Origin of the sequence: Sphingopyxis sp. H073, from assembly GCF_001468395.1 — a bacterium.
Classification (GTDB): Bacteria; Pseudomonadota; Alphaproteobacteria; order Sphingomonadales; family Sphingomonadaceae; genus Sphingopyxis.
In genome coordinates, this window is record NZ_LNSG01000014.1 from 47,487 (window position 1) to 71,812 (window position 24,326).

Annotated in this window: 22 protein-coding genes, 1 tRNA gene and 1 riboswitch; of the genes, 13 read left to right on the plus strand and 10 right to left on the minus strand. The window is 66.3% G+C overall.

The annotated features are described in order from the left end of the window. Nucleotides 1–6: 6 nt before the first annotated feature. From ATE64_RS19295 to ATE64_RS19305, 3 genes are read left to right on the plus strand one after another with little or no spacing between them, the layout of a single operon-like run. Entirely contained in the window at nt 7–486 is a 480-nt protein-coding gene (locus ATE64_RS19295; RefSeq protein ID WP_197410186.1) for a nuclear transport factor 2 family protein, read from the plus strand. Between the two features lie 28 nt (nt 487–514). Beyond that, on the plus strand, nt 515–736 hold the full coding sequence (locus ATE64_RS19300) for a 4-oxalocrotonate tautomerase family protein (RefSeq protein ID WP_058456783.1): 222 nt from the start codon (nt 515–517) through the stop codon (nt 734–736). After that, nucleotides 733–1,188, plus strand: coding sequence for a DMT family transporter (locus tag ATE64_RS19305; RefSeq protein WP_058456782.1), 456 nt, complete (start codon nt 733–735; stop codon nt 1,186–1,188). Before ATE64_RS19300 ends, ATE64_RS19305 begins: the two co-directional genes overlap by 4 nt. A gap of 135 nt (nt 1,189–1,323) precedes the next feature. Here ATE64_RS19305 and ATE64_RS19310 read toward each other — a convergent pair whose 3' ends face one another. Continuing rightward, nucleotides 1,324–1,779, minus strand: coding sequence for a DUF6265 family protein (locus tag ATE64_RS19310; protein WP_058456781.1), 456 nt, complete (start codon nt 1,777–1,779; stop codon nt 1,324–1,326). Between the two features lie 56 nt (nt 1,780–1,835). Between ATE64_RS19310 and ATE64_RS19315 the strand changes: the two genes are divergently transcribed. Both ATE64_RS19315 and thiC read left to right on the plus strand, forming a co-directional pair. Continuing rightward, nucleotides 1,836–2,546 (plus strand): helix-turn-helix domain-containing protein, encoded by a 711-nt coding sequence (locus ATE64_RS19315; protein WP_082657849.1) that lies wholly within the window; start codon nt 1,836–1,838, stop codon nt 2,544–2,546. A 67-nt stretch (nt 2,547–2,613) separates the two neighbouring features. Continuing rightward, a riboswitch (TPP riboswitch) is annotated at nt 2,614–2,725 on the plus strand. Between the two features lie 56 nt (nt 2,726–2,781). Beyond that, nucleotides 2,782–4,674: a phosphomethylpyrimidine synthase ThiC gene (gene thiC, locus ATE64_RS19320; protein WP_058456779.1), complete on the plus strand. Its 1,893-nt coding sequence runs from the start codon at nt 2,782–2,784 to the stop codon at nt 4,672–4,674. A gap of 20 nt (nt 4,675–4,694) precedes the next feature. Here the strand turns inward: thiC and ATE64_RS21340 are convergent, their stop codons facing one another. Together ATE64_RS21340 and ATE64_RS19330 are read right to left on the minus strand one after the other, a co-directional pair. Further along, nucleotides 4,695–6,452 carry an ATP-binding protein gene (locus ATE64_RS21340; protein ID WP_167541784.1) on the minus strand — a complete coding sequence of 586 codons (1,758 nt, stop codon included), beginning with the start codon at nt 6,450–6,452 and terminating at the stop codon, nt 4,695–4,697. Nucleotides 6,453–7,132: 680 nt separating this feature from the next. Continuing rightward, a tRNA-Cys gene (locus ATE64_RS19330) sits at nt 7,133–7,206 on the minus strand. Between the two features lie 238 nt (nt 7,207–7,444). On the opposite strand from ATE64_RS19330, the gene ATE64_RS19335 reads away from it, so the two are divergent. The 3 genes from ATE64_RS19335 to ATE64_RS19345 all read left to right on the plus strand — a co-directional run bounded on the left by ATE64_RS19335 (nt 7,445) and on the right by ATE64_RS19345 (nt 10,174). Then, nucleotides 7,445–8,107 carry a protein-L-isoaspartate O-methyltransferase gene (locus ATE64_RS19335; protein ID WP_058456777.1) on the plus strand — a complete coding sequence of 221 codons (663 nt, stop codon included), beginning with the start codon at nt 7,445–7,447 and terminating at the stop codon, nt 8,105–8,107. 53 nt (nt 8,108–8,160) lie between these two features. Continuing rightward, complete coding sequence (locus tag ATE64_RS19340; protein WP_231729189.1) at nt 8,161–9,636, plus strand: TolC family outer membrane protein; 1,476 nt, start codon at nt 8,161–8,163, stop codon at nt 9,634–9,636. Between the two features lie 127 nt (nt 9,637–9,763). Next, nucleotides 9,764–10,174 (plus strand): DUF2497 domain-containing protein, encoded by a 411-nt coding sequence (locus ATE64_RS19345; RefSeq protein WP_082657863.1) that lies wholly within the window; start codon nt 9,764–9,766, stop codon nt 10,172–10,174. 140 nt (nt 10,175–10,314) lie between these two features. Here ATE64_RS19345 and nudC read toward each other — a convergent pair whose 3' ends face one another. Genes nudC through ATE64_RS19360 form a run of 3 tightly spaced genes read right to left on the minus strand, consistent with a single transcriptional unit; the run spans nt 10,315 to nt 13,495 of the window. Next, nucleotides 10,315–11,184 (minus strand): NAD(+) diphosphatase, encoded by an 870-nt coding sequence (gene nudC, locus ATE64_RS19350; RefSeq protein ID WP_058456774.1) that lies wholly within the window; start codon nt 11,182–11,184, stop codon nt 10,315–10,317. Next, entirely contained in the window at nt 11,184–12,470 is a 1,287-nt protein-coding gene (locus tag ATE64_RS19355; RefSeq protein WP_058456773.1) for a serine hydrolase domain-containing protein, read from the minus strand. The genes nudC and ATE64_RS19355 overlap by 1 nt, the downstream gene beginning before the upstream one ends. Next, complete coding sequence (locus ATE64_RS19360) at nt 12,467–13,495, minus strand: A/G-specific adenine glycosylase (RefSeq protein WP_058456772.1); 1,029 nt, start codon at nt 13,493–13,495, stop codon at nt 12,467–12,469. The genes ATE64_RS19355 and ATE64_RS19360 overlap by 4 nt, the downstream gene beginning before the upstream one ends. Nucleotides 13,496–13,521: 26 nt before the next feature. Between ATE64_RS19360 and ATE64_RS19365 the strand changes: the two genes are divergently transcribed. From ATE64_RS19365 to smc, 4 genes are all read left to right on the plus strand, one after another. Next, nucleotides 13,522–14,079, plus strand: a complete 558-nt coding sequence (locus ATE64_RS19365; RefSeq protein WP_058456828.1) for a DciA family protein — start codon at nt 13,522–13,524, stop codon at nt 14,077–14,079. A gap of 9 nt (nt 14,080–14,088) precedes the next feature. Next, nucleotides 14,089–14,802, plus strand: a complete 714-nt coding sequence (locus tag ATE64_RS19370) for a thioredoxin domain-containing protein (RefSeq protein WP_058456771.1) — start codon at nt 14,089–14,091, stop codon at nt 14,800–14,802. Between the two features lie 37 nt (nt 14,803–14,839). Beyond that, complete coding sequence (locus ATE64_RS19375; RefSeq protein WP_058456770.1) at nt 14,840–15,586, plus strand: thioredoxin domain-containing protein; 747 nt, start codon at nt 14,840–14,842, stop codon at nt 15,584–15,586. A gap of 151 nt (nt 15,587–15,737) precedes the next feature. Then, a complete protein-coding gene (gene smc / locus ATE64_RS19380) occupies nt 15,738–19,181 on the plus strand; it encodes a chromosome segregation protein SMC (protein WP_058456769.1) in 3,444 nt (1,147 codons plus the stop codon). On the opposite strand, the gene ubiA is transcribed toward smc, so the two are convergent. The 4 genes from ubiA to ATE64_RS19400 all read right to left on the minus strand — a co-directional run bounded on the left by ubiA (nt 19,182) and on the right by ATE64_RS19400 (nt 23,335). After that, nucleotides 19,182–20,102 carry a 4-hydroxybenzoate octaprenyltransferase gene (ubiA, locus tag ATE64_RS19385; protein WP_058456768.1) on the minus strand — a complete coding sequence of 307 codons (921 nt, stop codon included), beginning with the start codon at nt 20,100–20,102 and terminating at the stop codon, nt 19,182–19,184. It lies immediately after the preceding gene. A gap of 64 nt (nt 20,103–20,166) precedes the next feature. Then, nucleotides 20,167–20,826 (minus strand): TadE family protein, encoded by a 660-nt coding sequence (locus ATE64_RS19390; protein WP_058456767.1) that lies wholly within the window; start codon nt 20,824–20,826, stop codon nt 20,167–20,169. After that, complete coding sequence (locus ATE64_RS19395; protein WP_058456766.1) at nt 20,823–21,419, minus strand: TadE family protein; 597 nt, start codon at nt 21,417–21,419, stop codon at nt 20,823–20,825. Before ATE64_RS19395 ends, ATE64_RS19390 begins: the two co-directional genes overlap by 4 nt. Then, the gene (locus ATE64_RS19400) at nt 21,416–23,335 is read right to left on the minus strand and encodes a pilus assembly protein (protein WP_082657853.1); all 1,920 of its coding nucleotides are present in this window, start codon (nt 23,333–23,335) and stop codon (nt 21,416–21,418) included. The genes ATE64_RS19395 and ATE64_RS19400 overlap by 4 nt, the downstream gene beginning before the upstream one ends. 217 nt (nt 23,336–23,552) lie before the next feature. Between ATE64_RS19400 and ATE64_RS19405 the strand changes: the two genes are divergently transcribed. Next, on the plus strand, nt 23,553–24,293 hold the full coding sequence (locus ATE64_RS19405; RefSeq protein ID WP_058456764.1) for a 16S rRNA (uracil(1498)-N(3))-methyltransferase: 741 nt from the start codon (nt 23,553–23,555) through the stop codon (nt 24,291–24,293). Nucleotides 24,294–24,326: the final 33 nt, after the last annotated feature.

Consider the following 24,326-nt stretch of genomic DNA (forward strand, 5'->3'; position numbering starts at 1 on the left):
AAGGATATGCCGATGCCCCGCCCCCCGCTCCCGCCATTCGACCATGACAGCGCGACGCTGAAAGTCCGCCTTGCCGAGGACGGCTGGAACAGCCGTAACCCCGCGCGCGTCGCGCTCGCTTATACCGAAGACAGCGTCTGGCGGAACCGCTCGACCTTCGTCACCGGCCGCGAAGCCATCGTCGACTTCCTCGCCGGCAAATGGCAGCGCGAGCAGGATTACCGGCTGATCAAGGGGCTATGGGCCTTCACCGGCAACCGCATCGCGGTGCGCTTCGCCTATGAATGGCACGACGAGGCGGGCCAATGGTGGCGCTCCTACGGGAACGAGAATTGGGACTTCGCCGACAATGGCGAGATGCAGCGCCGCATCGCGAGCATCAACGACCTCGCCATTGCCGAATCCGACCGGCTGTTCCACTGGGATCGCGGCGAAAGCGGCCGCCGCCCCGACGACCACCCCGGGCTCGAAGAGCTCGGCCTCTGACATCTCCGTCCGCGAAAGGATCCCGGCCATGCCCTATGTCAACATCCAGATCACCCGCGAGGGCGCGACGGCCGCGCAAAAGGCCGAGCTGATCGGCGGCGTCACCGAGCTGCTGCAGCGCGTCCTCGGCAAGAATCCGGCGACGACGGTCGTGGTGATCGACGAGGTCGATACCGACAATTGGGGAATCGGCGGCCTTCCCGTCCTCGACTATCGGGCGAAACAGGCTTCGGGGGGACCGGCACGATGACGAGCGGCAACGCGACCGGATTCGCGATCATCATGTTGCTCACCGGCATCGGCATCCCGATCCTCGCCGCGCTCAACGGCGGCCTCGGGGTCCGGCTCGGCGCCCCGATGGCGGCGTCGATGATCCTGTTCGGGCTCGCCTTCCTGATCGCGACCGCGGGCGCGCTCGCGACCGGTTCGATCGGGCAGATCCGCTTCACCTCCGACATTCCGTTCCAGTTCTACTTCGGCGGCTTGTTCGTGGCCTTCTATGTGATCGCGGTGACCTTCATCGCGCCCAGGTTCGGGGTCGGCAACGCGATCTTCTTCGTCCTTGTCGGCCAGCTCATCAGCGCCGCGACGATCGACCATTTCGGCCTGTTCGGCGCGATGCGCTCGGCGATCGACGTCAAGCGCGTCGCCGGGATCGCGCTGATGGTCGCCGGCGTCTATCTCGCGCGGCGGACCGCGTGATAATCCTCCCTGCGGCGCAGTCGTGGGGAGGGGGACCGCTCGCGAAGCGAGTGGTGGAGGGGCTGCGCCATAGCCCTTCCGTCGGCGGCTGCGCCGCTGCCACCTCCCCATCGCTCCGCGACAGGGAGGATCGCCCTAGCGCCGCGTATAGACCCAGCGCCGCGCCTCCGACCCGTCGAGCAGCGATATCGTCGCGGTCAGCGTGTCGCCCTCGCGCGCATAGGTGATGCGCTGCGGATAGTCATGCGCCGCATTCTCGAAGGTCGCGCTCGTTCCATCGCGCGCGGCCAGCCGGAACGCCACCGGCGCCCCGCCGCCGGGCTGCGCCAGATAGCTGACGGCCCCGTCGGCGCCTGCCTGCAGCCGCAGAAACTCGAATTCGCGCAAGCTCCCGTCGCGCCCCGACCGGCTCGCGCCCAGCATCACCCCGCCGCGCGGCACCGTCCAATATTCCTCGGTCCAGCGCCCCCCGCTATCCTCGCTGCCCTCCTCGATCCACGATCCCGCCATCCAGCCGAGATCGTCGACCGTCGCGGCGGGCGCCGCCGCGGCCAGCAACAGCGCCGACAGCGCCACCATCATCCGCTTCATACGCGCCTCCCTTGTTCGCCCCTTTTGCCACGCGGCGCACGGGGCGTCTTGAACCGATGCGACAATCATCGTCTAATCCGCACATGGACTATCGCGAGTTCGCTCCGCCGCCGCATCTCGCGGGTCTGATCAAGCTGCGCTGGACGCTCGCGGCCGAGGGCGACCCCGGCGCATGGCTGCCGCAGCAAGCGACCCCCGACGGCTGCGTCGAGGTCATCCGCCGTATCCGCGGGCGGTCGCGTTGGGGCGGCGACCAGCCGTCATGCTTCGTCGTCGGCCTCGTCGACCGCCCGCAGCCGTTCGAGGTCAGCGGCGATGCCGCGTTCGAGGCGCTGCGCCTCTGGCCATGGGCGTGGGGGCTCCTTGACGACGCGCCGCTTTCCGCGCTCTACGGGCGCTGGGCACCTTTCAGCGCCGACTTCGCCGCCATCGAGACGCGGCTCGCCGCCGCGCCCGGTCTCGGCGCCATCGGTGCCGCGCTGATCGCCGCGTCGAGCGTGGCCGATATGGCCAAAAGGACCACGATGAATCCCCGCACGCTGCAGCGCTGGTTTGCCCGCCACGTCGGCCTGCCGCCCCGCGTCTGGCTCCGTGTCATCCGCTTCCAGAGTGCGTTCGAGACGCTGCCCGGCGAGCCGAACCTCGCCGATCATGCCGCCGCGCGCGGCTTCGCCGACCAGGCGCATATGGCGCGCGAGTTCCGGGCGCTTGCGGGCGTACCCGCGACGGCCGCTCGCCACCGCGCGCGCGGTCCGTTTCTGGCCTAGGCCGCCTGACTTTCCGCTGCGGCGCGCTGTCTTTCGATGGACAGCGCGCCGCCGCCCGGCTAAGCATCGCCCATCCCCGGGGAGCCGCGTCTGTGATGGCCGGTTGAGAGCGGAATAGACCGCGACCCGTTGAACCTGATCCGGGTAATACCGGCGGAGGGAGGGTCGGCTTCACCCCAAAGCGAAACGGGGCGTGAAAACCGTCTTTCGCTCCGGCTAACTGGAGCGACTGCACATGGCCGACATCGATTCCCGCCTCGACAAAGCGCAAGCCGAACCCATCGGGGTGACGACCGGACCCATTCGTGGCAGCCGCAAGGTCCATGTCGCCTCGCCCACCGGCAGCGGCATCCGCGTCGCGATGCGCGAGATCGACCTCGACCCGCACAGCGGCGAGCCCAGCGTCCGCGTCTATGACACCAGCGGCCCCTACACCGACCCCAATGCGAAGATCGACATCGCCGCCGGCCTGCCCGAACTCCGCGCCAGCTGGATCCGCGCCCGCGGCGACGTTCAGGAGGTGACCCAGCGCGAGGTCCGGCCCGAGGATAACGGCCAGCTCGGCCCCGACCGTTCGGGCGGCGTCCCCGCCTTCCCCAATGTCCGCAAGACCGTCCTGCGCGCCAAGCCCGGCGCGAACGTCAGCCAGATGCACTACGCCCGCCGCGGCATCATCACGCCCGAGATGGAATATGTCGCGACCCGCGAAAATCTCGGCCGCGAGCGGCTCGCCGAATATGTCCGCGACGGGCAGGACTGGGGCGCCAGCATTCCCGATTACGTCACCCCCGAGTTCGTCCGCGAAGAGGTCGCGCGCGGCCGCGCGATCATCCCGTCGAACATCAACCACCCCGAAAGCGAGCCGATGGCGATCGGCCGCAACTTCCTCGTCAAGATCAACGCCAATATCGGCAACAGCGCGGTCGCCAGCGACGTCGCTTCGGAGGTCGACAAGATGGTCTGGTCGATCCGCTGGGGCGCCGACACCGTCATGGACCTCTCGACCGGGCGCAACATCCACGACACGCGCGAATGGATTATCCGCAACTCGCCCGTCCCGATCGGCACCGTCCCCATCTATCAGGCGCTCGAGAAAGTCGGCGGCATCGCCGAGGAACTGACGTGGGAGATTTTCCGCGACACGCTGATCGAACAGGCCGAACAGGGCGTCGATTATTTCACCATCCACGCCGGCGTCCGCCTGCCTTACGTTCCCTTGGCGGCGAAGCGAGTCACCGGCATCGTCAGCCGCGGCGGCAGCATCATGGCGAAATGGTGCCTCGCGCATCACAGGGAAAGCTTCCTCTACGAACGCTTCGACGAGATTACCGAGATCATGAAGGCCTATGACATCGCCTACAGCCTCGGCGACGGCCTCCGCCCTGGCAGCATCGCCGACGCGAACGACGAGGCGCAGTTCGCCGAGCTCTACACGCTGGGCGAACTCACCAAGCGCGCGTGGGAGCAGGATGTGCAGGTGATGATCGAGGGGCCGGGCCATGTCCCGATGCACAAGATCAAGGAGAATATGGACAAGCAGCTCGAGGCGTGCGGCGAGGCGCCCTTCTACACCTTGGGGCCGCTCACCACCGACATCGCGCCGGGCTACGACCATATCACCAGCGGCATCGGCGCCGCGATGATCGGCTGGTACGGCACCGCGATGCTCTGCTACGTCACGCCGAAGGAGCATCTCGGCCTGCCCGACCGCGACGATGTGAAGGTCGGCGTCGTCACCTACAAGCTCGCCGCCCACGCCGCCGACCTCGCCAAGGGCCACCCCGCCGCCAAGGTCCGCGACGACGCGCTATCGAAAGCGCGCTTCGAGTTCCGCTGGCGCGACCAGTTCAACCTGAGCCTCGACCCCGACACCGCCGAGCAGTACCACGACCAGACGCTCCCGGCGGAAGGCGCCAAGACCGCCCATTTCTGCAGCATGTGCGGCCCCAAATTCTGCTCGATGAAGATCAGCCAGGAGGTGCGCGAGTTCGCAAAGCTGCAAAATCAGGACAGCGCCGGCTTTATCGCAGCGGAGGAAGCCGAGAAGGGCATGGCGGAAATGAGCCAGGTCTATGAGGATACGGGGCGCGAGCTGTATATGGGAGCGGGTGGCCGGGAGCATGACTAAGAACTCCGAACAAGCCCACTTTATAGGCTCAAAATCTGACGCACCTTATCGCCTAAACCGGCAAATCTATGGAAGGACGCCAAATCCTCCGATTTTGCCATCTTCTCAGTGAATCTCTTCTTCTCGGCGTTGTCGAACCTCAACGATTCTGAGCCGTCTGGGTCTATAATCCGCTTACAATGAGGAGATAGTAAATCCTCATCGAAAGCGTTTTCTATTCCCGCAGATGCTATTTTATTATTCAAATTTCGCGGGATAACGTATTTGAAAAGCCCCTCGGTTTCCTCAAGATTTGCCACCTGCCTCTCTGCGTCACAATCCCATATGAACAGTATTTTTCTGTTAAGTCCGATTGCAGATATCAATTTGTAATAGTGAACGAGCTGCTCTTTGGAAGATTTGTCGTCCAATCTATCGATAAACTTTATATTATCCAATCCAGAAATATTAAAATATCTATTTAGTATTTTTCTGTTGCTACCTTCCGTAAATATAATGACCCTATCCCCTGAGAAACTAAGGGCCTCTAATCCTTCGTCAAATGTAGCAAATCCTTCTGTTAAAATTGATAAACCTTCATTTTTCGAAATTTTGACAATCTTTTTCTGCCTATTTCCTGCCTGAACTGAATGAAGCGCACCCTCCGGAGCCAAGGCTACAGTCGTTGGAGAATGGGTTGCCATAATCACCTTTGTCCCTTTAGAAACGAAGGCGCGGCCTATGGCGTCTAGGAGGACCCTTATCATCGATGGGTGAAGAGATGCATCAACCTCACCTAAAAGTAAAACTTTCGGCAGCATAAATGACTCATTAGAGTAGTAAATACTTATGACGAGAGCCAATAAAACTTTTTCCCCTGACGAAAGGTTATCAAAATTACATATATCTCCAGATATTTTATTTCTTAGATTTGCGACAAAAGAGTATCCTTGGATGCTTTGAATTTTTATATGCTCCTCATCGGGAGTGGTAATTTCAAATCTAAACGCTTCTCGCGAAGCTGACATCTTTCCCATTTCATCGAGAAGTTTGTTTATTGGAACCCAAGGAGGTTGAAACTTTTTGCGGAAAATCGCTCTGCTCTTGGCCTTTGACGCGCTTCTCCCGGCTTCGAATTGGTTGTGGCACCAGTTAAATTCATCAATTATAAATTTGGAAAATATTGTACTCAAAGAAAAACCAAGTATACTTCCAGAATTTTGAACCGGAGAAAACACCTCATAGAATGTTTCTTGATCGATGACGTGGGGCGGTTTTGAACTTTTTTGGATTAGCGACCATATGGCTGGGTGCTGCGAACCTTTGGGAAGGCCGACCGTATCAGTAAGCCACAGCGTTAATTTTTCTCGATATTCATTTACATGGGATTGGATGGCTTTTCCACGCGGCTTAAAATTCCAAAAATCTTCCACGGAGTTGTAAAAACTTGCGACGTCCGGATAAGAAAACGTTGGTTTCCATGGAGAGGATAAAGATGCAAACAAGGTTTTTATCGGCGGAAGCCAATTTTGATGAAACTCTGTAAATCCCTGATTTGAAAGTTGCTGTATCTGATTAGGAACTTGCCCTTGGTTACTAGAAACGAAGAATGATTGGAAGTTGAAATACTGGATTTCGTCTGATCTGAAATTGTCTATTTGACAATTTCCGCTGTCGATTGCTTGAAGAAGATGGGTTTTACCTGACCCATTTCTGCCGGTTAGGATCGTAAATTCAGGCAATTCCACAGAATCAAATTGGCGGATTGATATATGTTCGCCTACAAATTTTAGTTGCATTGGCATTCCCCCAGACCTGCGTCTTAATGCTCGCTAGCTTAGCGTAAAACTGTTGTTGCCATAGTTCTTTTTGTCGGACTGTCGGTAGCGGTGGTGTTTACCAAACCCACGGATTCAAGGCGAAATGGAGAACGTGCCGTTCGGTACCGACACCATGCCACACCCTCACCCATGCGCGCCCGGAACCCCCTCACCATCACGGCCAAGCCGCCGCCGGAGGTTCAGGCGCAGATCGCCGCGCTGCCGCTTGGGCGATCCTTCGCGCGGCCCCGACCTCCTCCATGTCAAGCTCATCGCGCTATACGACCGGCACCATGTGCCGCCCGAGTGGCTGCCCGCGCGCCCCTGAAACCTTGGTGCCGCGCCGGGCGGCTTCGCTGCGGCCCCACCGCAAGATGAGGCTTTCCTACATTATCCCGCCATGCTTCAAGCGGCCCGGAAAGCAGCATCCTTCCCTTTACGGCGCGCCATCCTTCCGCAGCGGCCCGGCAAGCGATCGCCATTGGGCTGAACTTTCCTGAACTTTGGATTCAGGGAGCGCGCCCTGCATCCCCGGAATCGGTGGCCGTCCGCGCCCGGTATCGCATGCGAAGGCGGAGCCACGTCAACGTGACCGGGCGGCGCGCAATAGCGCCGATCGCGGGAGATCGACGCCCGCGTCGCGGCTTATCGACTATGGATGGAGGCCCGAGCCGGAATCGAACCGGCGTATACGGATTTGCAGTCCGCTGCGTCACCACTCCGCCATCGGGCCTCAGGCGCAGAATTGCGTGGAGACAGCGCCCCTAGCCGCTTTGTTTCGCAGTGGCAATCCGTTCGTTTCGCAATCTGCATCATCCGGCACGCGCATCGATGCGCACTTGGCTCCATCCCCTTTGCCCGCTATGCGCGGCGCGGCGGGGTCTTATGGCTGTATTACTATTGCAATACAGCCATGCTTGGGCTAGAACCGCGCGATACAGGCTTGGGCCCAGGGAATCGGATAGAGACGGATGGCAACGAAATTGAGCGAGACGGGTGCGGCCGCGATGCGCGCCGCGATGATCGACAGCCAGCTGCGCACCAACGACGTCATCGACCCCGACGTCGTCGCCGCGATGGCCGCGGTGCCGCGCGAGGCGTTCGTGCCCGCCGCGCTTTCCGGCGTCGCCTATATGGACCGCGCGATCGCGCTCGGCGACGGCCGCGCGCTCAATCCGCCGCTCGTCACCGGCCGCCTGCTCGTCGAGGCGGCGGTGCGGCCCGGAATGCGCGTGCTGCTGGTCGGCGCCGCGACGGGCTATACCGCCGCGCTGCTCGCGAAGCTGGGCGCCGAGGTTCATGCCGTCGAGGAACGCGCCGACCTGATCGAGGCCGCGCGCGCCGCGGCGGGCGATCCGGCGATCGCCTGGACCCAAGGGCCGCTGGCCGCCGGCGCGCCGAAAGCCGCCCCCTTCGATCGCATCATCATCGAGGGCGCGGTCGAAACGCTGCCCGACGCGCTCGTCGCACAGCTCGCCGAGGGCGGGCGGATCGTCGCCGCGCGCCGCGATGGCAGCGTCTCGCGGCTCGTCCAGGGCGTGAAGGCGGGTGGCACCGTCGCGCTGCGCGCCTTCGCCGACATGGACGTCGCGCCGCTGCCCGGATTTGCCGCGCCCAAGGGCTTCCGGTTCTGAGCGTTGCCCGCCCCCTCCCCCGTTTCAGGCTGAACAAGACGATGCATGACAAGATGACTATCGCAACCGGTCGCCGCGCCCGCTGGCTTGCCGGTCTCGCCTTCGGCGCGCTGGTCGCCGCATCGCCCGCGCACGCCGAAACGCTGCAGGGCGCGCTCGCCAAGGCCTATGAAAACAACCCGACCTTGACCGGCGCCCGCGCGGGGCAGCGCGCGAACGACGAGAATGTGCCGATCCAGAAGGCGGCCGGGCTGCCCTCGGTCGGCGCCAGCGTCGACTATCAGGAAAATCTGGTCGTCCCCGGCAACAGCTTCTTCACCCCCGGCCGCTCGGTTTCGACCGGCGCGCAGCTGTCGGTCCCGCTCTATCAGGGCGGCGCGGTGCGCAACGCGGTGAAGGCCGCCAAATATCGCGTCGAGGCGGGGCAGGCCGACCTCCGCGCGACCGAGGCGAGCATCTTCTCGCAGGTCGTCGGCGCCTATATGGACGTCATCCGCGACATCGCGATCGTCCAATTGAACCAGAAGAATGTCTCGGTCCTCAGGACCAATTTGCAGGCGACGAGCGACCGGTTCGAGATCGGCGACCTGACGCGCACCGACGTCGCGCAGTCGCAGGCCCGCCTCGCGCTTGCCGAGGGCGACCTGCGCACCGCCGAATCGAACCTGATCCGCAGCCGCGAATCCTATATCCGCCTGGTCGGCGACGCGCCGACCGACCTGCAGGCGCCGCCGGTGCTGCCGAACCTGCCGACGACGGCCGAGGAAGCGGTGGCGATCGCGCTCACCAACAATCCCGACATCGACGCCGCGAACCAGCGCCTCAGCGCCGCGCGCGCCGACATCGGCGCCGCGCGGGCGACCCGCGCGCCGAAGGTTTCGGCGACGGTCAGCGGCGGCTACAACAATAACCTCAACTCGATCCCCGCCGGCAACACGACGTCGGACAATACGACGACGAGTACGATCGCCGGCGTGTCGATGACCCTGCCGATCTTCCAGGGCGGCCGCGCCTCGGCGCGCGTGCGCCAGGCGCAGGCGCAGACCAGCCAGGCGATCGAGAATTATGTCGCGGTCGAACGCGACGTGATCGCCCAGACGCGCGGCGCCTATGCCGCGTGGCAGGCGAACGAGCGGATCATCGCCGCGACCGAACAGGCGGTCGGCGCCAACGGCCTGTCGCTCGAGGGCGTCCGCGCCGAAAACAGCGTCGGCACCCGCTCGATCCTCGACATTCTGAATGCCGAACAGGAATATCTGAACACGCAGGTCCAGCTCGTCTCGGCACGGCGCAACAGCTACGTCGCCGCTTTCTCGGTCCTCGCCGCGATGGGCAAGGCCGAAGCGCGCGACCTCGGGATCGAAGGCGGCGCGCTCTATGACCCCGAGGTCAATTATCGCCGCGTGAAGGGCCAGCTCTGGGACTGGGCCGACGATCCGAAGCCGCAGCAGCAGGCAACCGACACCAGGACGGTTCCGGCCCCCGACGCCGGCGTCCCCGCCTATGTCGAAATGGGCCCGAAACAATAAGGCTTGGCAAAGGCCGCCCCCGGCCGGTAAGATGATGGTTAACCGCCTGGTAGGGCGACCCTGATATCGTGGGGCCCGGAATGGGCAAATGGGGGCAGTAATGGGCGATCTGTCGCGGGAACCATCGATGGAAGACATCCTGTCGTCGATTCGGCGCGTCATCGCGCGCGACGAGGCTCCCGGTGCCCGCGCCCAGCGCGTCGCCGCCGCGAACGAGGATGTTCTCGACCTTCACGAAGGGGAAGCGCCAGATGATGCGATGGCCGATGCACCGCCCGTGATCCCGACCGAGGAAGAGCTGCTCTCGGCCGCCAGCGCCGATGCCACGCGCCAGTCGCTCGAAGCGCTGACCGCCGCGGTCGCGCCCGCGGTCACCGCCGCGATCCCGGCCGCCGCGACCGGCGGCCGCACGATGGAAGACGTGGTGATCGAGGCACTTCGTCCGATGCTGAAGGAATGGCTCGACGCCAACCTTCCGACGATGGTCGAGGCGATGGTCGCCAAGGAAATCAGCCGGATCACCGGCAAGAAATTCTGATACTTATGCTCCTCCCTGCCGCAAAGCGGTGGGGAGGGGGACCATCCGAAGGATGGTGGAGGGGCGGAAGCGCTGCGTTGTCGCCCCTCCGTCAGCGCTTCGCGCTGCCACCTCCCCATGGCTTCGCCACAGGGAGGAAGCTACCCCGCCCAATCCTCCAGCAAATAACGCGCGATCGCCAGCGGCGGCGGCGCCATGAAGCTCGCCCCCATCTCGCCGGAGAGCGCGGCCCGCACCTCGGCGCGGTCGACCCACATCGCCGCCTCGAGCTCGGTCGTATCGATCGTCAGCGCCGTATCATGCGCGACCGCGCGGCAGCCGATCATCAGCGACGAGGGGAAGGGCCAGGGCTGGCTCGCCACATACACCACGTCCGACACCTGGATCCCCGCCTCCTCGAACAATTCGCGCGCCACCGCCTCTTCGAGTGATTCGCCAGGCTCGACGAACCCCGCGAGCGCCGAGAAGAAGCCCGGCGGAAAGCCCGGCTGACGCCCGACGAGCACGCGGTCCTGATATTCGGCGAGCATGATCACCACGGGATCGACGCGCGGGAAATGCTCCGAACCGCAATTGTCGCACTTCCGCCCCCAGCCGCCCCGAAAAATCCCGGTCGGCGCCGCGCACACCGCGCAGAAACCGTGCCGCGCGTGCCAGTCGACCAGGCTGCGGGCGCCGCCGTAAAGCGCCGCCTCCTCGGGCGACAGCAAGGGGATCAGCCGCATCACCGTCCGCGAGCGCGCGTCGATGCGCGTGCCGGGCGCGGGCGCGTGGACGAAGCGCGGCGCCCCGGCATCGTCGATCCCGAGCAACAGCAGCGCGCGCTCGTCGGCGGGGTCCAACGGTTCCCAGATCAACCCGCCCCGCTCGCCGGGGACCGGATCGATCCCGTCCATCGCGAGACAGGTCGCGCGCGGATCCTGCGTTGCCGCCGCAAACGCTTCCGCATCGGTACGCAGGCGATCGGCGCGGTCGAGCCGCGCTCCGGTGAAACCAAGCGGCAGCGGCATCAGGCCATCACATCCTTGTAGAAATTCTTCCCGAAGTCGCGCTGGAAGGGCAGCGCCTCGGCGGGCATATATTGCGCATAGCCACCGACGCGGCAGCCGCGCTTGCGATCGACGAAGCCGATCGTTCCCGCCGCGCCGCCCCAGCCGAAAACGCCCTCGCCCGTCGGCGAGGTCGGCAGCGACACGCGCCCGCCCGCGCCGAACCCTTCGCCCTCGACGAAGCTGTTCTTTGTCGAGGCGCCCGCGGGCAACAGGTTCGACATCGCGAGCCTGGCGGTCTCGGGCTTCAGGATCCGCACGCCGTCCGTCTCGCCTTCGCCGAGCAGCATCGCGAGGAAGCGGTCATAGTCGCGCGCGGTCGAAACGAGCCCGCCGCCGCCATAAGGGATCGGCGGCTTGTCGAGATAGATCGAGCTCGTCGCGGGATCGATCGGCAGCAAGGCGCCACCAAAGGGGGCATAGTTGGTCGAAAGCCGGCCGACGTCGGCCGCCGCGACCTGAAACCCCGTGCTCTTCATCCCCAGCGGATCGAACAGGCGCGTCTTCAGGAACAGGTCGAACGGCTGCCCCGATACGACCTCGATGACGCGGCCGAGCAGGTCGAGCCCGACCGAATAGCTCCACTGCGTGCCGGGTTCGTGTACAAGCGGCAGCTTGGCGAGCCGGTCGGCGAATTCGGCAAGGCTCGGCGCGGGCTTCGACGCCGGCAAGCCCGGAATCGGCAGGCGGCTGACCTGCCCGCCCAGAATCCCCTGCTCGTTATAGGCGTCGCGCAGCGGTCCCTTCTGGACGATCCCGTAACCGAGGCCCGCGGTATGCGTCAGCAGGTGGCGCACCGTGATCAGCGTCTTCGCATCGCGCACGTCGGTCAGCGAGCCGTCGGGGGTGTTCTGAACCTTCATCTTCGCAAAGGCGGGCAGGATGTCGGCGATCGGCTGGTCGAGCTTGAGCTTGCCGTCCTCGATCAGGATCATCGCCGCGATGCCGGTGACCGGCTTGGTCATCGAATAGAGGCGCCAGATCGTGTCGCCGTCGACCGCCCGCGCCGAATCCATCGCCTGCGTGCCCGCGCCGAAGACGTCGAGCGCGCCCTGCCCCTTGCCGATCGCGGCGAGCGTCCCGGCGAGTTCGCGCCGGTCGACGAAGCCCTCGATAAAGGCCGCGGTCGCCGGATAGGCCGCACCGCCGTCGGCTTTCCACGCCAGCGCCGCGCCCGGCAGCATCAGCCCTGCGCCGCCCAGCGCGAAACCGCCCAGCAGCGCCCGGCGCGAAACCATCATGGTCATGAAATTCTCTCCCGCATCTTGTCGGTCAGTTTGCGATAGAGCGTCGGCAATCCGGCCGCGTCAAGCGCCGAAAGCGGCCACCACTCGCCTTCCCCTGCGGCATCCTCGCTTTCGCGGGCAACGAGCGTCAGGCGAAGGTCGAAATGGGTGAAACCATGATCGACCTGGACGATACCGGACTCGGCGGGCGGCACGTCGGTCCAGGCACCGCCGGGCAGCGCGCGCATTCCGCCGAGCATCCCCTTGTCGGGACGGCGGACGAGCCAGATGGCATCGTCGCGCTCGATCCAGTGCGCGACGCCATAGCGCTGCGGCTTCGCCTTTTTCGCGGGCTTGACCGGCAAGCGCTCGATATCGGCGCGGCCCCGCGCGCGGCAGTCGACCATGACCGGGCAGATGCCGCACGCGGGCGCGCGCGGCGTGCAGATCGTCGCGCCGAGGTCCATCAGCGCCTGCGCGAAGTCGCCGGGCCGGTCGCCGGGAAGCAGCGGCGCCAGCTCGGCGCGAATCGCGCGCTTGGCAGCGGGAAGCGGGGTTTCAATGAGCCGGTGCCGGGCGATCACGCGTTCGATATTGGCGTCGATCACCACCGCCGGGCGCCCGAAGGCGATCGCGGCGACTGCCGCGGCCGTATAATCCCCGACCCCCGGCAGCGCGCGCAGCCCCGTTTCGCTATCGGGAAAATGCCCGTCATGGTCGCGGGCGACGGCGCGCGCGCAGGCGAGCAGGTTGCGGGCGCGGGCGTAATAGCCGAGCCCCGCCCAGGCCGCCATCACGTCGGCGTCGTCGGCCGCCGCCAGATCGGCGACCGTCGGCCAGCGCGCGACAAAGCGCTCGAAATAGCCGGCGACCGCCGCGACCGTCGTCTGTTGCAGCATGATCTCGGCCATCCACACGCGGTACGGATCGGGCACCGCATCGCTCCCCGGCGGAATGCGCCACGGCAGCGCGCGCGCCGACCGGTCGTACCAGCCGAGCAAACGCGCGGCGAAACTGTCGATGCTGCCTGAAGTCTGGACGCTCACCCCCCGCCTATGGCATGGCGGCGGCGATGGCGAAAGCGGACACTCCCAAAGGCGAAAAGCCGAAGAAGAAGGCGGCAAAAAAGCCCGACGCCAAGCCCTATGAGCGCCCGCGCGGCGGCGAGGCGCGCTCGATCGCCGACCTCGTCCCCGAAATCGGCCGCACCGCCTTCCGCAAATTCGGCTTCATCCAGTCGTCGGTGGTCAGCCGCTGGCGCGAGATCGTCGGCGACCGGCTCGCCGACGTCACCCAGCCCGCGATGATCCGCTTCCCCGCCGGGCAGAAGGCGGGCGGCACGCTGCACCTGACGATCAGCGGCGCGCACGCCCCGATGCTCCAGCATGTGTCGCCCGACATCATCGCCGCGGTGAACCGCTTCTTCGGCTATGCCGCGATCGCCACGGTGCGGATGACGCACGGTCAGGTGACCCCCGCCGCCCCCGTTCAGCCGCCCGCAATGCTCAAACCCGTACCCGAAGAATTGGGGGATAGCCTTCGCGATATCGGCGACCCGGAACTGCGTACCGTGCTCGAACGCATGGCGGCGGGGCTGGCGTCGGCGCCGAAGCTCCCCCGGATCAGTTGAAGGCCACGCATGTCCCGACTTCTCCCGCCCGTCCGCCACATCGCCGTCGCAGTTGCCGCCACCGCCGCGCTCGCGCTGTTCGCCGCCGCCACGCCCGCGCAGCCCGTCCGCTGGTCGGCGAAGGTCGAAACCAGCCCGATCGGCGCCTATATCGTCGGCAACCCGAACGCGAAGGTCCGGCTCGTCGAATATTTCAGCTATACGTGCAGCCATTGCGCCGAATTCGCCAAGGCCGGCACCGTCCCGCTGCGCACCCTCTATATCGACAAGGGACTGGTGCTGTTCGAATATCGCAACCTCGTCCGCGACCCCGTCGACATGACCGCCGCGCTGCTCGCGCGCTGCGGCGCGCCGGCTGCCTTCGCCGGAAATCACGACGCGATCTTCGCGGCGCAGCCGGTCTGGCTCGGCAAGGTCGCCAAGGCGACCGAAGCGCAGAGGAAAAGCTGGTATCAGGGCAGCCTCGGCGACCGCGCGCGCAGGATCGCCGCCGACACCGGGCTCACCGCGATCATGCAGAAGCGCGGCTATACTACGGCGCAGATCGGCACATGCCTCGACAGCGAGGTCGCGCAGGCGGAGATCGCGGGGATGACCAACATCGGCCAGAACGCCGATCGCGTCGCGGGCACCCCGACCTTTTTCATCAACGGCCGCAACGCCGCCGTGGTCCAGTGGACCGCGCTCAAAACGAAACTCGACGCCGCCCTGAAGGGCTCCTAAGAAGCCACCATATCCCCTGTCCGGAGAGAAACCGACCATGACGAAGGCCCTGCTGCGTATCCTCCTCCTGTCCTCGCTCGGCGCGCTCGCGCTCGCGGGTTGCGGCGAAAGCAAGACCGACCCCGCCAAGGAACAGGATGTCATTGCCAAGGTCGCGGCGCCCGCGGGCAAGAGCTGGTCGGCGACGGTCAGCCAGACCGCCGACGGCGGCTATCTGATGGGCAACCCCGACGCGCCGATCAAGATCATCGAATTCGCCTCGCTGACCTGCTCGCACTGCGCCGAATTCTCGAAGGAAAGCCACGAGGAGATCAAGCGCGACTTCATCGACACCGGCCGGGTGAGCCTCGAGGTGCGCAACTTCATCCGCGATCCGCTCGACGCGATGGCGGCCGCGGTCATCCGCTGCGGCCCGGTCGACCGCTATTTCCCGCTGCAGGAAAATGTCTTCGCCTCGCAGGCCGACCTCTTCGCGGGCGCGCAGGCGAATGCCGCGGGCGGCGAAGCGGCGATGAAGCTGCCCCCGGCGCAGCGCTTCCCGGCGCTCGCCAAGGCATGGAAGCTCGACGCCTTCTTCCAGTCGCGCGGCGTCACCGCCGAACAGATCAACGCGTGCCTCGGCAATATCGACAATATCTCGAAGCTCGAACAGGGCACCAATGCCGCGGTCGAGAAATATACGATCCAGGGCACCCCGACCTTCGTCATCAACGGCCAGGTCGCCGAGGGTATCGCGACCTGGGGCCTGCTGCGCGACCGCCTGCGCACGATGGGCGCACGCTGAACGCCGGCGATCCTCCCTGCGGCGAGCCCGCGGGGAGGAGCCTTTCTAACCCCTTGCGACTCCCCCTCCGGCGCGTCATGACGGTGCGAGGGGGAATTGTGACGCAAAGGTTGCAACAGCCGCGATTCGACGACCTGCACGGGAGCTTTCCGTGCAGATAAAGCGGCTGCGCCTGACCGGTTTCAAAAGCTTCGTCGAACCCACCGAACTGCGCATCGAACCCGGCCTCACCGGGGTCGTCGGCCCCAATGGCTGCGGCAAGTCGAACCTGCTCGAGGCGATCCGCTGGGTGATGGGCGAATCCTCGCCGAAGTCGATGCGCGGCGGCGGGATGGAGGATGTGATCTTCGCGGGCACCACGCGGCGCCCGCCCCGCGATTTCGCCGAGGTCGCGATCCATTGCGATACCAAGGGCGGCGTCGTCGCGGGGCTTTCGGACGCGAGCGAGGGCCACGAGATCGAAATTATCCGCCGTATCGAGCGTGGCGCGGGCAGCGCCTATCGCGCCAACGGCCGCGACGTGCGCGCAAAGGACGTCGCGCTGATCTTCGCCGACGCCGCGACCGGCGCGCACAGCCCGGCGCTCGTCAGCCAGGGCAAGATCGCCAATGTCATCGCCGCCAAGCCGACCGACCGCCGTGCAATGCTCGAAGAAGCGGCGGGCATCGCGGGCCTGCACGTTCGCCGCAAGGACGCCGAGCAGAAATTGCGCGCGACCGAAACCAATCTCGGCCGCCTCTCCGAAATCGTCGCCGATATGGAGGTGCGCGCGAACGCGCTCCGGCGTCAGGCGCGCGCCGCCGAAAAATACAAGAAACTGTCCGAGGATATCCGCGTCGCCGAAGGACGGCTGATCTATGCACGCTGGCGCGACGCCGCCGCCGCCGCCGATCAGGCGCGCCGCGACGCCGACGCCGCCGAAGCCGCGGTAAAAACCGCGCAGGCCGAGCTTGAGACCGTCTCGGCGGCGCAGGTCGAGGTCGCGACGCGCGTCGGCGCCGCGCGCGCCGAGGCGCAGGCGCGGCGCGATGCGCTCGCCGAGGCGACCGCGACGCTCGTTCGCCTGCAGGGCGAGGAACGCGCGGCGCGGCAGCGTCTGGAAGATCTGGCGGCGCAACAGGCGCGGCTCGCCGACGACCGGACACGCGAAGGCGAATTCGCGCGCGAAGCGCACGCCGCGCTCACCGGCCTCGACGCCGAGAGCAAAACGCTGGAGCGCGACATCGCCGCGCACGACGCAAACAAGGCCGCGCTCGTCGAGGCCAACCAAGCGGCGCAGACGCGCCTCCGCGATGCCGAAGTCGCGTTGGCGCAGGCGCGCGCCAAGGCCGCGAGCGAAGCCGCCGACCGCCGCATCGCCGTCTCGGCGCGCGACACCGCCGAAGCCGCCGTCCGCCGCGTGGCGCAGGACAAGGCGCGCGTCGATGCCGAAATCGCCGCGCTCGGCGACAGCGCCGCGCTCGCCGCGACCGAGGCCGAAAGCGCCAGGGCGGCCGAAGCGGCCGAAGCTGCGATCGCCGAGGCCGAAGCCGCCTTGCAGAACGCCGAAGCCGACCGCGAAGCGACCGCCGCCGATCTCGCCACCATCGAAGCCGGTCTCGCCGAAGCCCGCGCCGCGCTCGCCGCGCTGGACGGAGAGGCGGCGACGCTCGAACGCGCGCTCGCCGCCGCGAAGAGCGACGACGACCGCATCCTCGACCAGCTTCGCGTGACGCCGGGCTATGAAGCCGCGCTCGCCGCCGCGCTGGGCGACGATCTCGATGCGGGCACCGCAAAGGACGCGGCGCGGAGTTGGGGCGGCGCCGACAAGGGCAAGAACGATCCGGCGCTTCCCGCGGGAACGCAATCACTCGCCGATTTCGTAACCGCGCCCGCGGCACTCGCCCGCCGCCTTGCCCAGGTCGCGGTTGCCGAAAGCGACGGCGGCCAGACGCTCGCGGTCGGCCAGCGCCTCGTCACGACGGGCGGCATGATGCGCCGCTGGGACGGCTTCGTCACCCGCGGCGACGGCGCGACGGCGACCGAGCGGCTGCAACGCCAGAACCGCCTCGACGCGCTCGCCGCGCAGCGTCCGCAAGTCGAACTCGGCGTGCAGGAACTGAAGGATCGCCGCGATACCGCGGCCGCCAGGGCGGGCGAACTCGCCGAAGCCGCCGCGGCAGCCCGCAAGGGGCTCGCGCAGGCCGACGAGGCTCGCCGCGCCGCGCTGCGCGCCGCCGACCAGGCACAGGCCGCGCTCGACCGCCACCGCGACGCGACCGCGATGTTCGATCGCCGGCTTGCCGAGGTCGCCGCGGCCGCGAAGGAAGCCGCCGACGCGCTCGCGGCGCAGGAAGCCGCGCTGGCCGCATTGCCGGACGACAGCATCGCGCGCGCCGCGCTCGATGCCGAGGAAGCCGCGACCGAGCGCGCGCGCACCGACGCCGGCGAAGCCCGCGACGCGCTGGCGGCACACGAACGCACCCTCGCGGCCTTGAGCGAACGGCAGGCGGTGGTCAGCGCCGAGATCAAGAGCTGGAAAGCGCGCGCCGGCGAGGCGGCGCGCCGCGTTACCGAAATGGACAAACGCGCCGAAGCCCTCGCCGCCGAAGCCGCGAAACTCGCCGACGTCCCCGAAAAGCTCGCCGCCGAGCGCAGCGCGGCCGAGACGCAACAAGCCACCCTTCGCGAACAGGTGAGCGCCGCCGAATCGCGCGAGCGCGAGGCGGAAGCCGCGCTCCGCGAAGCCGAAACCGCGCTCACCGCGATCCGCGAGCGCGTCGCCGCCGCGCGCGAAACCCGCGCGGGCGCGGTCGCGCGCTCCGAAAATGCCGAACTGCGCCGCGTCGAGATGGGCCGCCTGTCGGGCGAGCGTTTCGAATGCCCGCCACCGCTGCTGCCCAGGAAGGCCGGATTCGAGGAAGACAGCGTCGGCGACGCGATGCACGAATCGGCGCAGCACGACCGGCTGATCGCCGAGCGCGAGCGGCTCGGCCCGGTCAATCTCGTCGCCGCCGACGAGCTCGCCGAACTCGATACCGAGCGGACACGCAACGCCGCCGAGATCGAGGAACTGACGCAGGCGGTGAACCGTCTGCGCGGCTCGATCGGCAATTTGAACCGCGAGGGCCGCGTCCGCCTGCTCGCGGCGTTCGAGACGGTGAACGAGCATTTCCAGCGGCTCTTCACGACGCTGTTCAACGGCGGCCAGGCGCATCTCGAACTCGTCGATTCGGACGATCCGCTCGAGGCCGGGCTCGAAATCATGGCGCAGCCGCCGGGCAAACGGCTCGGCACGCTGACTTTGCTGTCGGGCGGCGAGCAGGCGCTGACTGCGGTCGCGCTGATCTTCGGCCTGTTCCTCACCAACCCCGCGCCGATCTGCGTCCTCGACGAAGTCGATGCCCCGCTCGACGACGCGAATATCGAGCGTTTCTGCGACCTGCTCGACCGCATGACGCGCGAGACGAACACGCGCTACCTGATCGTCACCCACAATGCGGTCACCATGGCGCGGATGCACCGATTGTTCGGGGTGACGATGATCGAGAAGGGCGTCAGCCGCCTCGTCTCGGTCGATCTTGGCGGCGCCGAGGAACTGCTCGCGGCCGAATGATCAGGGCGCGCTGCCGACCACCAGCATCGCCGCGAACACCAGAAGTCCGGCAAAGCGATTGCTGCGGAACTTGGCGAGCGCGTCGGCGCCATCGGCCGGGTTCAGCGTCACCACCTGTCCCGTCAGGTGCAATGCCGCGGGGACGAGCGCGACGAACACCAGCGGATCGGGCCGCACGCTCCACAGCGCGCCCGCCCAGCAGGCGAGCGCCGCCGCGTAGCAGAAACCGACGCCGCCCTTCACATGGGCGCCCATCGCGCGCGCGCTCGACTTCACGCCGACCAGCGCATCGTCCTCGATATCCTGCAGCGCATAGATGGTGTCATAACCGATCACCCACGCGATGCAGCCGGCATAGAGAAGCGGCAGCCCGAGCCCCCCGTCTGCATTATTGGCGCCGCCGCCGACCGCGATCCAGCCGACGAGCGCGCCCCAGCTGAAAACCAGCCCGAGCCAAGCCTGCGGCCACCAGGTGATCCGCTTCATGAACGGATAGGCGGCGACGAGCGCGAGGCTCCCCAGCGCGACGATCTGCGCCCCGCGCGGCAACTGGACGAGCACGAGCAGGCCGACCAGCGACAGCAGGATCGTCCACAGCAGCGCGTTGCGCACCGAGACCGCCCCGCTCGCGACGGGCCGCGACGCGGTGCGCGCGACCTTTGCGTCGAGATCGCGATCGACGATGTCGTTATAGACGCAGCCGGCACCGCGCATCGCGATCGCGCCGAGCAGCAGCCAGAGGAACAAGGGCCAGTGATGGAGCGCGCCGCCCGCGAGCGCGAGGCCGAAGGCGCACGGCCAATAGAGCAGCCACCAGCCGATCGGCCGGTCGAAGCGCGCGAGCAACGCGTAGGGCCGCGCGCCGGCCGGCAGGAGGGCGACGAAACCCTGGAACTGGCTGTCGGGTGGCGCGGCGGTCATCGGCTCGCGCCCTAGCAGGCGGCGCGAGCCGGATAAATGATTGATTGGATGGACCCGGCCGCGATCAGGTGCAGCTGGCGACCGTGCCGGTCGGGGTCGGGTTGAACCCTTCCCTCAGGTCGCGCGCTTCGCGGACGTTGAACGCGGCCGTCGTGTGGATGCGCTGCGATCCCAGCCATTTGCCATAGAGCAAGGGCTGGTAGTCGTAATAGACTTCGACGAACATCACCGCGGTCCCCGCGGCGGCGGTGACTTCCTTGCCCGTCGGCCCCATGCCCGGAAAGGCGTTGCCCGTCGCGCCGTCGCCGGCGGCGCCGAAGCTCGACTGAACCCCAAGGTCGCCGTAGCAGCGCTGCCAGTGAATCCACTGCCCGCCGTCGGTGTTGCGTTCGAGGCTCGACAGGATGACGCGGCCGCGGCGTTCGAAATCCATGTTGCGTGCCTGTTTCTCGACACCCGAAAAGACTTCGTTGATGTCGATCTCGCGAATGATCGGTTGCGACAAGGAGTCGCCCGTCGCGATGCGCGACGCATTGTCCGCGGCGCCGAGCGCGATCTGGCTGACCCGCGTATGCACGAGCACGAGGTTGGCGATCTCGATCCCCCCGAAGCCGAGCAGGACGAGCAACGGCACGGTGAACGCCATTTCGACGAGCACGGCGCCGCGGCGATCGCGGCGCAGCCGCCGCATGATCGCGCGCGCGATGGTCCGCCGCGCGCTCATGGACAGCGCACCGGGCTGGCATCGGACCCGACGGCGAAGGGCTGGTTGCGTAGCACCGTTGTCTCCCTCAACGTGGTTTCCTGTGGCTGACCCAGCATCCGCCATACGGGCAGGACGCGATCGAATTTCATCTCGACGGTGTAGAGGATGACGTCGTCGGCGCCGCCGTTGCCGCCGCGCGCGCGGTCGCTGTCCCAGACGCCGTTCCCGTTCACATCCTCGAAGCATTCGGTGTTCTGGTGTGCACCGTCGCCATTGTCGTCGTTGAACGGTTCGGGATTCCCGACCTCGCTGAAATTGTCGTAGGCCCGGCGGGCAAAGGTCACTTCGGCGTGGGGGAATACTTTCACCACCGCCGTCTCCACCGCATCGTCGAGCGCCGTCTGGCTGGCGCCGCCCGTTTCAAGCGTCGAATCGCGCGCCGCTTTTGCGACGGCGCCTTGCAACACCTGCTTTGCGTACATCTGCCAGCTATAGTCGAAGATGCCCATCAGCAGCAGGATGAAGAGCGGCCCGGTGAAGGCGAACTCGACGAGCGCCGCGCCGCGCTCGCTGTCGCGAAGCCGGCGGAGCAGGCTGGACCGGCGCGTCATTGCGACAGCCTCAGGCGCGAAATCTGCTGCGCGATCTGCGAGAAGATGCTGGCGAGCTGCGCGCTGCTGCCCGCTTCATAGGCCTTGCCCGACGATGCACAGGCGACAAGCTTCGCATTCTTGGCGTCGTCGAGGTCGACGCCAAAGCCGATGATCCAGACGACGATGCCCTTCTGCTTCGCAGCCGCGCACAGATAGCTGAGGCGGTTGGTGTGGCGCGCGATCGCATCGGAGTTATCGGTCGCACCGATGCGCTGCATCACTTGCTCGAGGCCCTGATGCGAATAATTGGTGCGCGGCGTGTTCATCTCGCCATCGGTCATGAAGATGATGTGGCGTCCGACCGGGCGGCCCATGTAATTGCCATTCTCGGCAGCGAACAGACCGTCGGGCGAGATCAGCCGGGCGCCCCACGCCATGCCGCTGTCGTGATAGGTATAACCCTGGGCTTTCAGGCCGTTGATCTTGGTGGTGAACGCGGTCTTGCCCGCATCGTCCATGTTGGTCAGCTTCATGACCGGCACCGGACAGGCACCCGTGTCGCCGAAATTCTCCGACTGCTTGCCGAAATTGGTGCTGTTGGTGGTCGAGTTCACATTGGTCGGCGACGAACGCGAATAGACGAAATAGGGAATGAACATCCGCCACTTGGTGTCGTCGTTCGCCGTCGGCACCAGGTCGATATCCATGTCATAGGTGTTCGCAGGCGGCGCGGCGTTCGACGCAAATGCGTTCGTGGCGCGCTCCATCACGCAGCCGGTCCACGGCGCGGACTGGCTCGCCCCGGCCGTCCCGGTGTTGAACGAAAGCGACGTGGACATGTTCTTCCCCGACGACACGTCGAAGGTGCGGTCGAGATAGGTGTAGGTATATTTCTCGGTCTTCGTCTGGACGGTGCTGCTCGAGTAGGTGCGCGAGCGGTATTGGCGCGTGCAGACCTTGGTCGAACTGTTGAACGACTGATTCCGGTACTGATAGTCGGTGTAGGGCGTCGTCGTCGTCGTCGTCGTCGTGCGCGTGTCGCCCGAGGTGTTCGGGCCGTTGACGGTCGTCGACGCGGTGCCGGTGATCGTCTCGCTGCCTTTCGTACAGTTGGCATTCGTCGTATTGTTGATCGTTTGCGTGGCCGACCAACCCGACCAGCTCGACGGATTCGTACTGCTGTTGTTGCTCGTGTTACCCGTCGTCGTCCACAGCGCGGCGGTATTCGGCTGCCGCGACGGCACGGTGACGGTGTCGGCGATCCAGCTCGACTGCAGGATCGCCCCGACGTTGACTGTGCCGCTGTAGGGCACGACACCGATCCGCAGGCGACCATCGCCGCGTTCGGCCGAGGTGATCGTCGTCATGAAAAGGTTGGCCGCGTTGCGCAGCGCCGCGATCTTCGCGATCGTCGCGCCGCCGCCGGCGTCGCTGTCGGCGATCTGATCGTCCATCGACCCGGTGACGTCGAGCACGAGCATCACGTCGGTGCTCGAGATTTCGAGTTTCGCCTCACAATTGACCGATAGCGCGAAATTCTCCTTGCCGAACATCGTCATCACCAGCGTCGGCAGCGTCGCCGCCGCGGTGCCGCCGACCGACGACGTCCCGACCGGCACCGACGAGAAGGATATGCCCGTACTGCCGTACATCGCAGTCGGGTAGTTGAAGTTGAACATCTTGTTCGCTTCGGCCTTCTGCGGGTCGCCATAGCTGCCGCCGGCCATCGCGCGGCGGCCGGCGAGCACGCCGGCGTCGCACGCCTGCTGCAGGCGAAGCTGCGCCATATAGGCGCGGCCGATGTCGACCGCGGAACCGACGATGCCGATCACCGGGATGATCGCAGCCGCCGTCAGCATCATGGCGTTGCCGCGCTGGTCGCGCAGAAGTTTCGAGGCGCCGGCCCTGAGGCCGTTCAAAATGGTCCCTCGCATGGTCTAAACCCCTCTTGGTCCAGACGCACCACCCACCCAGATGCGCGACTGGTATCCTCGCACCTAGGGGGAAACTGCTTACCAAATCGCTAATCGGCCCCCTCGACATGCGCGCATATCGGCGGGAATTCTGGCCCGTATCGGGACAGGTCGGCGATCCGGGCACGGCGCCAACGCGGCAGATGCGCCGCGCCGCGCGCTCTGCTATCGCGGCGCCATGCCCGCGACACCCGCCTGGCCGCCCGCCAGCACGCCCCGCCTCTATATCGACCAGCCGCTCGGCCCCGACGCCGCGCCGCACATCGACGGCGCGGCTGCGCACTATCTGCTGAACGTCATGCGGCTGAGGGTGGGCGACCCGCTGTTGCTGTTCGACAATCGCAGCGGCGAATGGCTCGGGCGCATCGCCGACGCGGGCAAGCGCTCGCTCGACATCGCCATCGAGGCGCTGATGCGCCCGCGCGAGGCGGTGCCCGATCTCTGGCTCTGCTTCGCGCCGGTCAAGAAGGCGCGGCTCGACTGGATCATCGAAAAGGCGACCGAACTCGGCATCGCGCGGCTGCAACCGGTAATCACCGACCGGACGATCGTCGAACGGGTCAAGCAGGAGCGGCTCGAGGCGCAGATCGTCGAGGCGTGCGAGCAATGCGGGCGCACCGCGCTTCCCGAACTCGCCGAGCCGGTGAAACTGCCGCAGATCCTGAAAACATGGCCCGCCGGGCGGTCGCTGCTCTTCGCCGACGAAGCGGGCGGCGAATCGCTCGCCGTCGCCCCGGCGCCGCCCCCCGCCGCGATCCTGACCGGGCCCGAGGGCGGTTTCACCACCGCCGAGCGCCATCTGCTGCTCGCACACCCCGCGGTCCGGCGCATCGCGCTCGGCCCGCGCATCCTGCGCGCCGAGACCGCGGCGATCGCGGCAATCGGGGTTTGGATGGCGGCAAACGGCGATTGGGCCTAACTGTACCAAAACTGGACATTATTGCTGCCAGTC

Bases quoted from the DNA above. Each gene is read 5' to 3' on its own strand.
- nudC (WP_058456774.1), bottom strand. From the start codon at position 11,184: ATGCCGCTGCCGCTTGGTTTCACCGGAGCGCGGCTCGACCGCGCCGAT.
- thiC (WP_058456779.1), top strand. From the start codon at position 2,782: ATGGCCGACATCGATTCCCGCCTCGACAAAGCGCAAGCCGAACCCATC.
- ATE64_RS19305 (WP_058456782.1), top strand. From the start codon at position 733: ATGACGAGCGGCAACGCGACCGGATTCGCGATCATCATGTTGCTCACC.
- ATE64_RS19295 (WP_197410186.1), top strand. From the start codon at position 7: ATGCCGATGCCCCGCCCCCCGCTCCCGCCATTCGACCATGACAGCGCG.
- ATE64_RS19300 (WP_058456783.1), top strand. From the start codon at position 515: ATGCCCTATGTCAACATCCAGATCACCCGCGAGGGCGCGACGGCCGCG.
- ATE64_RS19400 (WP_082657853.1), bottom strand. From the start codon at position 23,335: ATGCGAGGGACCATTTTGAACGGCCTCAGGGCCGGCGCCTCGAAACTT.
- ATE64_RS19375 (WP_058456770.1), top strand. From the start codon at position 14,840: ATGACGAAGGCCCTGCTGCGTATCCTCCTCCTGTCCTCGCTCGGCGCG.
- ATE64_RS19355 (WP_058456773.1), bottom strand. From the start codon at position 12,470: ATGACCATGATGGTTTCGCGCCGGGCGCTGCTGGGCGGTTTCGCGCTG.
- ATE64_RS19370 (WP_058456771.1), top strand. From the start codon at position 14,089: ATGTCCCGACTTCTCCCGCCCGTCCGCCACATCGCCGTCGCAGTTGCC.
- ATE64_RS21340 (WP_167541784.1), bottom strand. From the start codon at position 6,452: ATGCAACTAAAATTTGTAGGCGAACATATATCAATCCGCCAATTTGAT.
- ATE64_RS19345 (WP_082657863.1), top strand. From the start codon at position 9,764: ATGGAAGACATCCTGTCGTCGATTCGGCGCGTCATCGCGCGCGACGAG.
- ubiA (WP_058456768.1), bottom strand. From the start codon at position 20,102: ATGACCGCCGCGCCACCCGACAGCCAGTTCCAGGGTTTCGTCGCCCTC.
- ATE64_RS19365 (WP_058456828.1), top strand. From the start codon at position 13,522: ATGGCGAAAGCGGACACTCCCAAAGGCGAAAAGCCGAAGAAGAAGGCG.
- ATE64_RS19315 (WP_082657849.1), top strand. From the start codon at position 1,836: ATGCGACAATCATCGTCTAATCCGCACATGGACTATCGCGAGTTCGCT.
- ATE64_RS19340 (WP_231729189.1), top strand. From the start codon at position 8,161: ATGACTATCGCAACCGGTCGCCGCGCCCGCTGGCTTGCCGGTCTCGCC.
- ATE64_RS19405 (WP_058456764.1), top strand. From the start codon at position 23,553: ATGCCCGCGACACCCGCCTGGCCGCCCGCCAGCACGCCCCGCCTCTAT.
- ATE64_RS19390 (WP_058456767.1), bottom strand. From the start codon at position 20,826: ATGAGCGCGCGGCGGACCATCGCGCGCGCGATCATGCGGCGGCTGCGC.
- ATE64_RS19335 (WP_058456777.1), top strand. From the start codon at position 7,445: ATGGCAACGAAATTGAGCGAGACGGGTGCGGCCGCGATGCGCGCCGCG.
- ATE64_RS19395 (WP_058456766.1), bottom strand. From the start codon at position 21,419: ATGACGCGCCGGTCCAGCCTGCTCCGCCGGCTTCGCGACAGCGAGCGC.
- ATE64_RS19310 (WP_058456781.1), bottom strand. From the start codon at position 1,779: ATGAAGCGGATGATGGTGGCGCTGTCGGCGCTGTTGCTGGCCGCGGCG.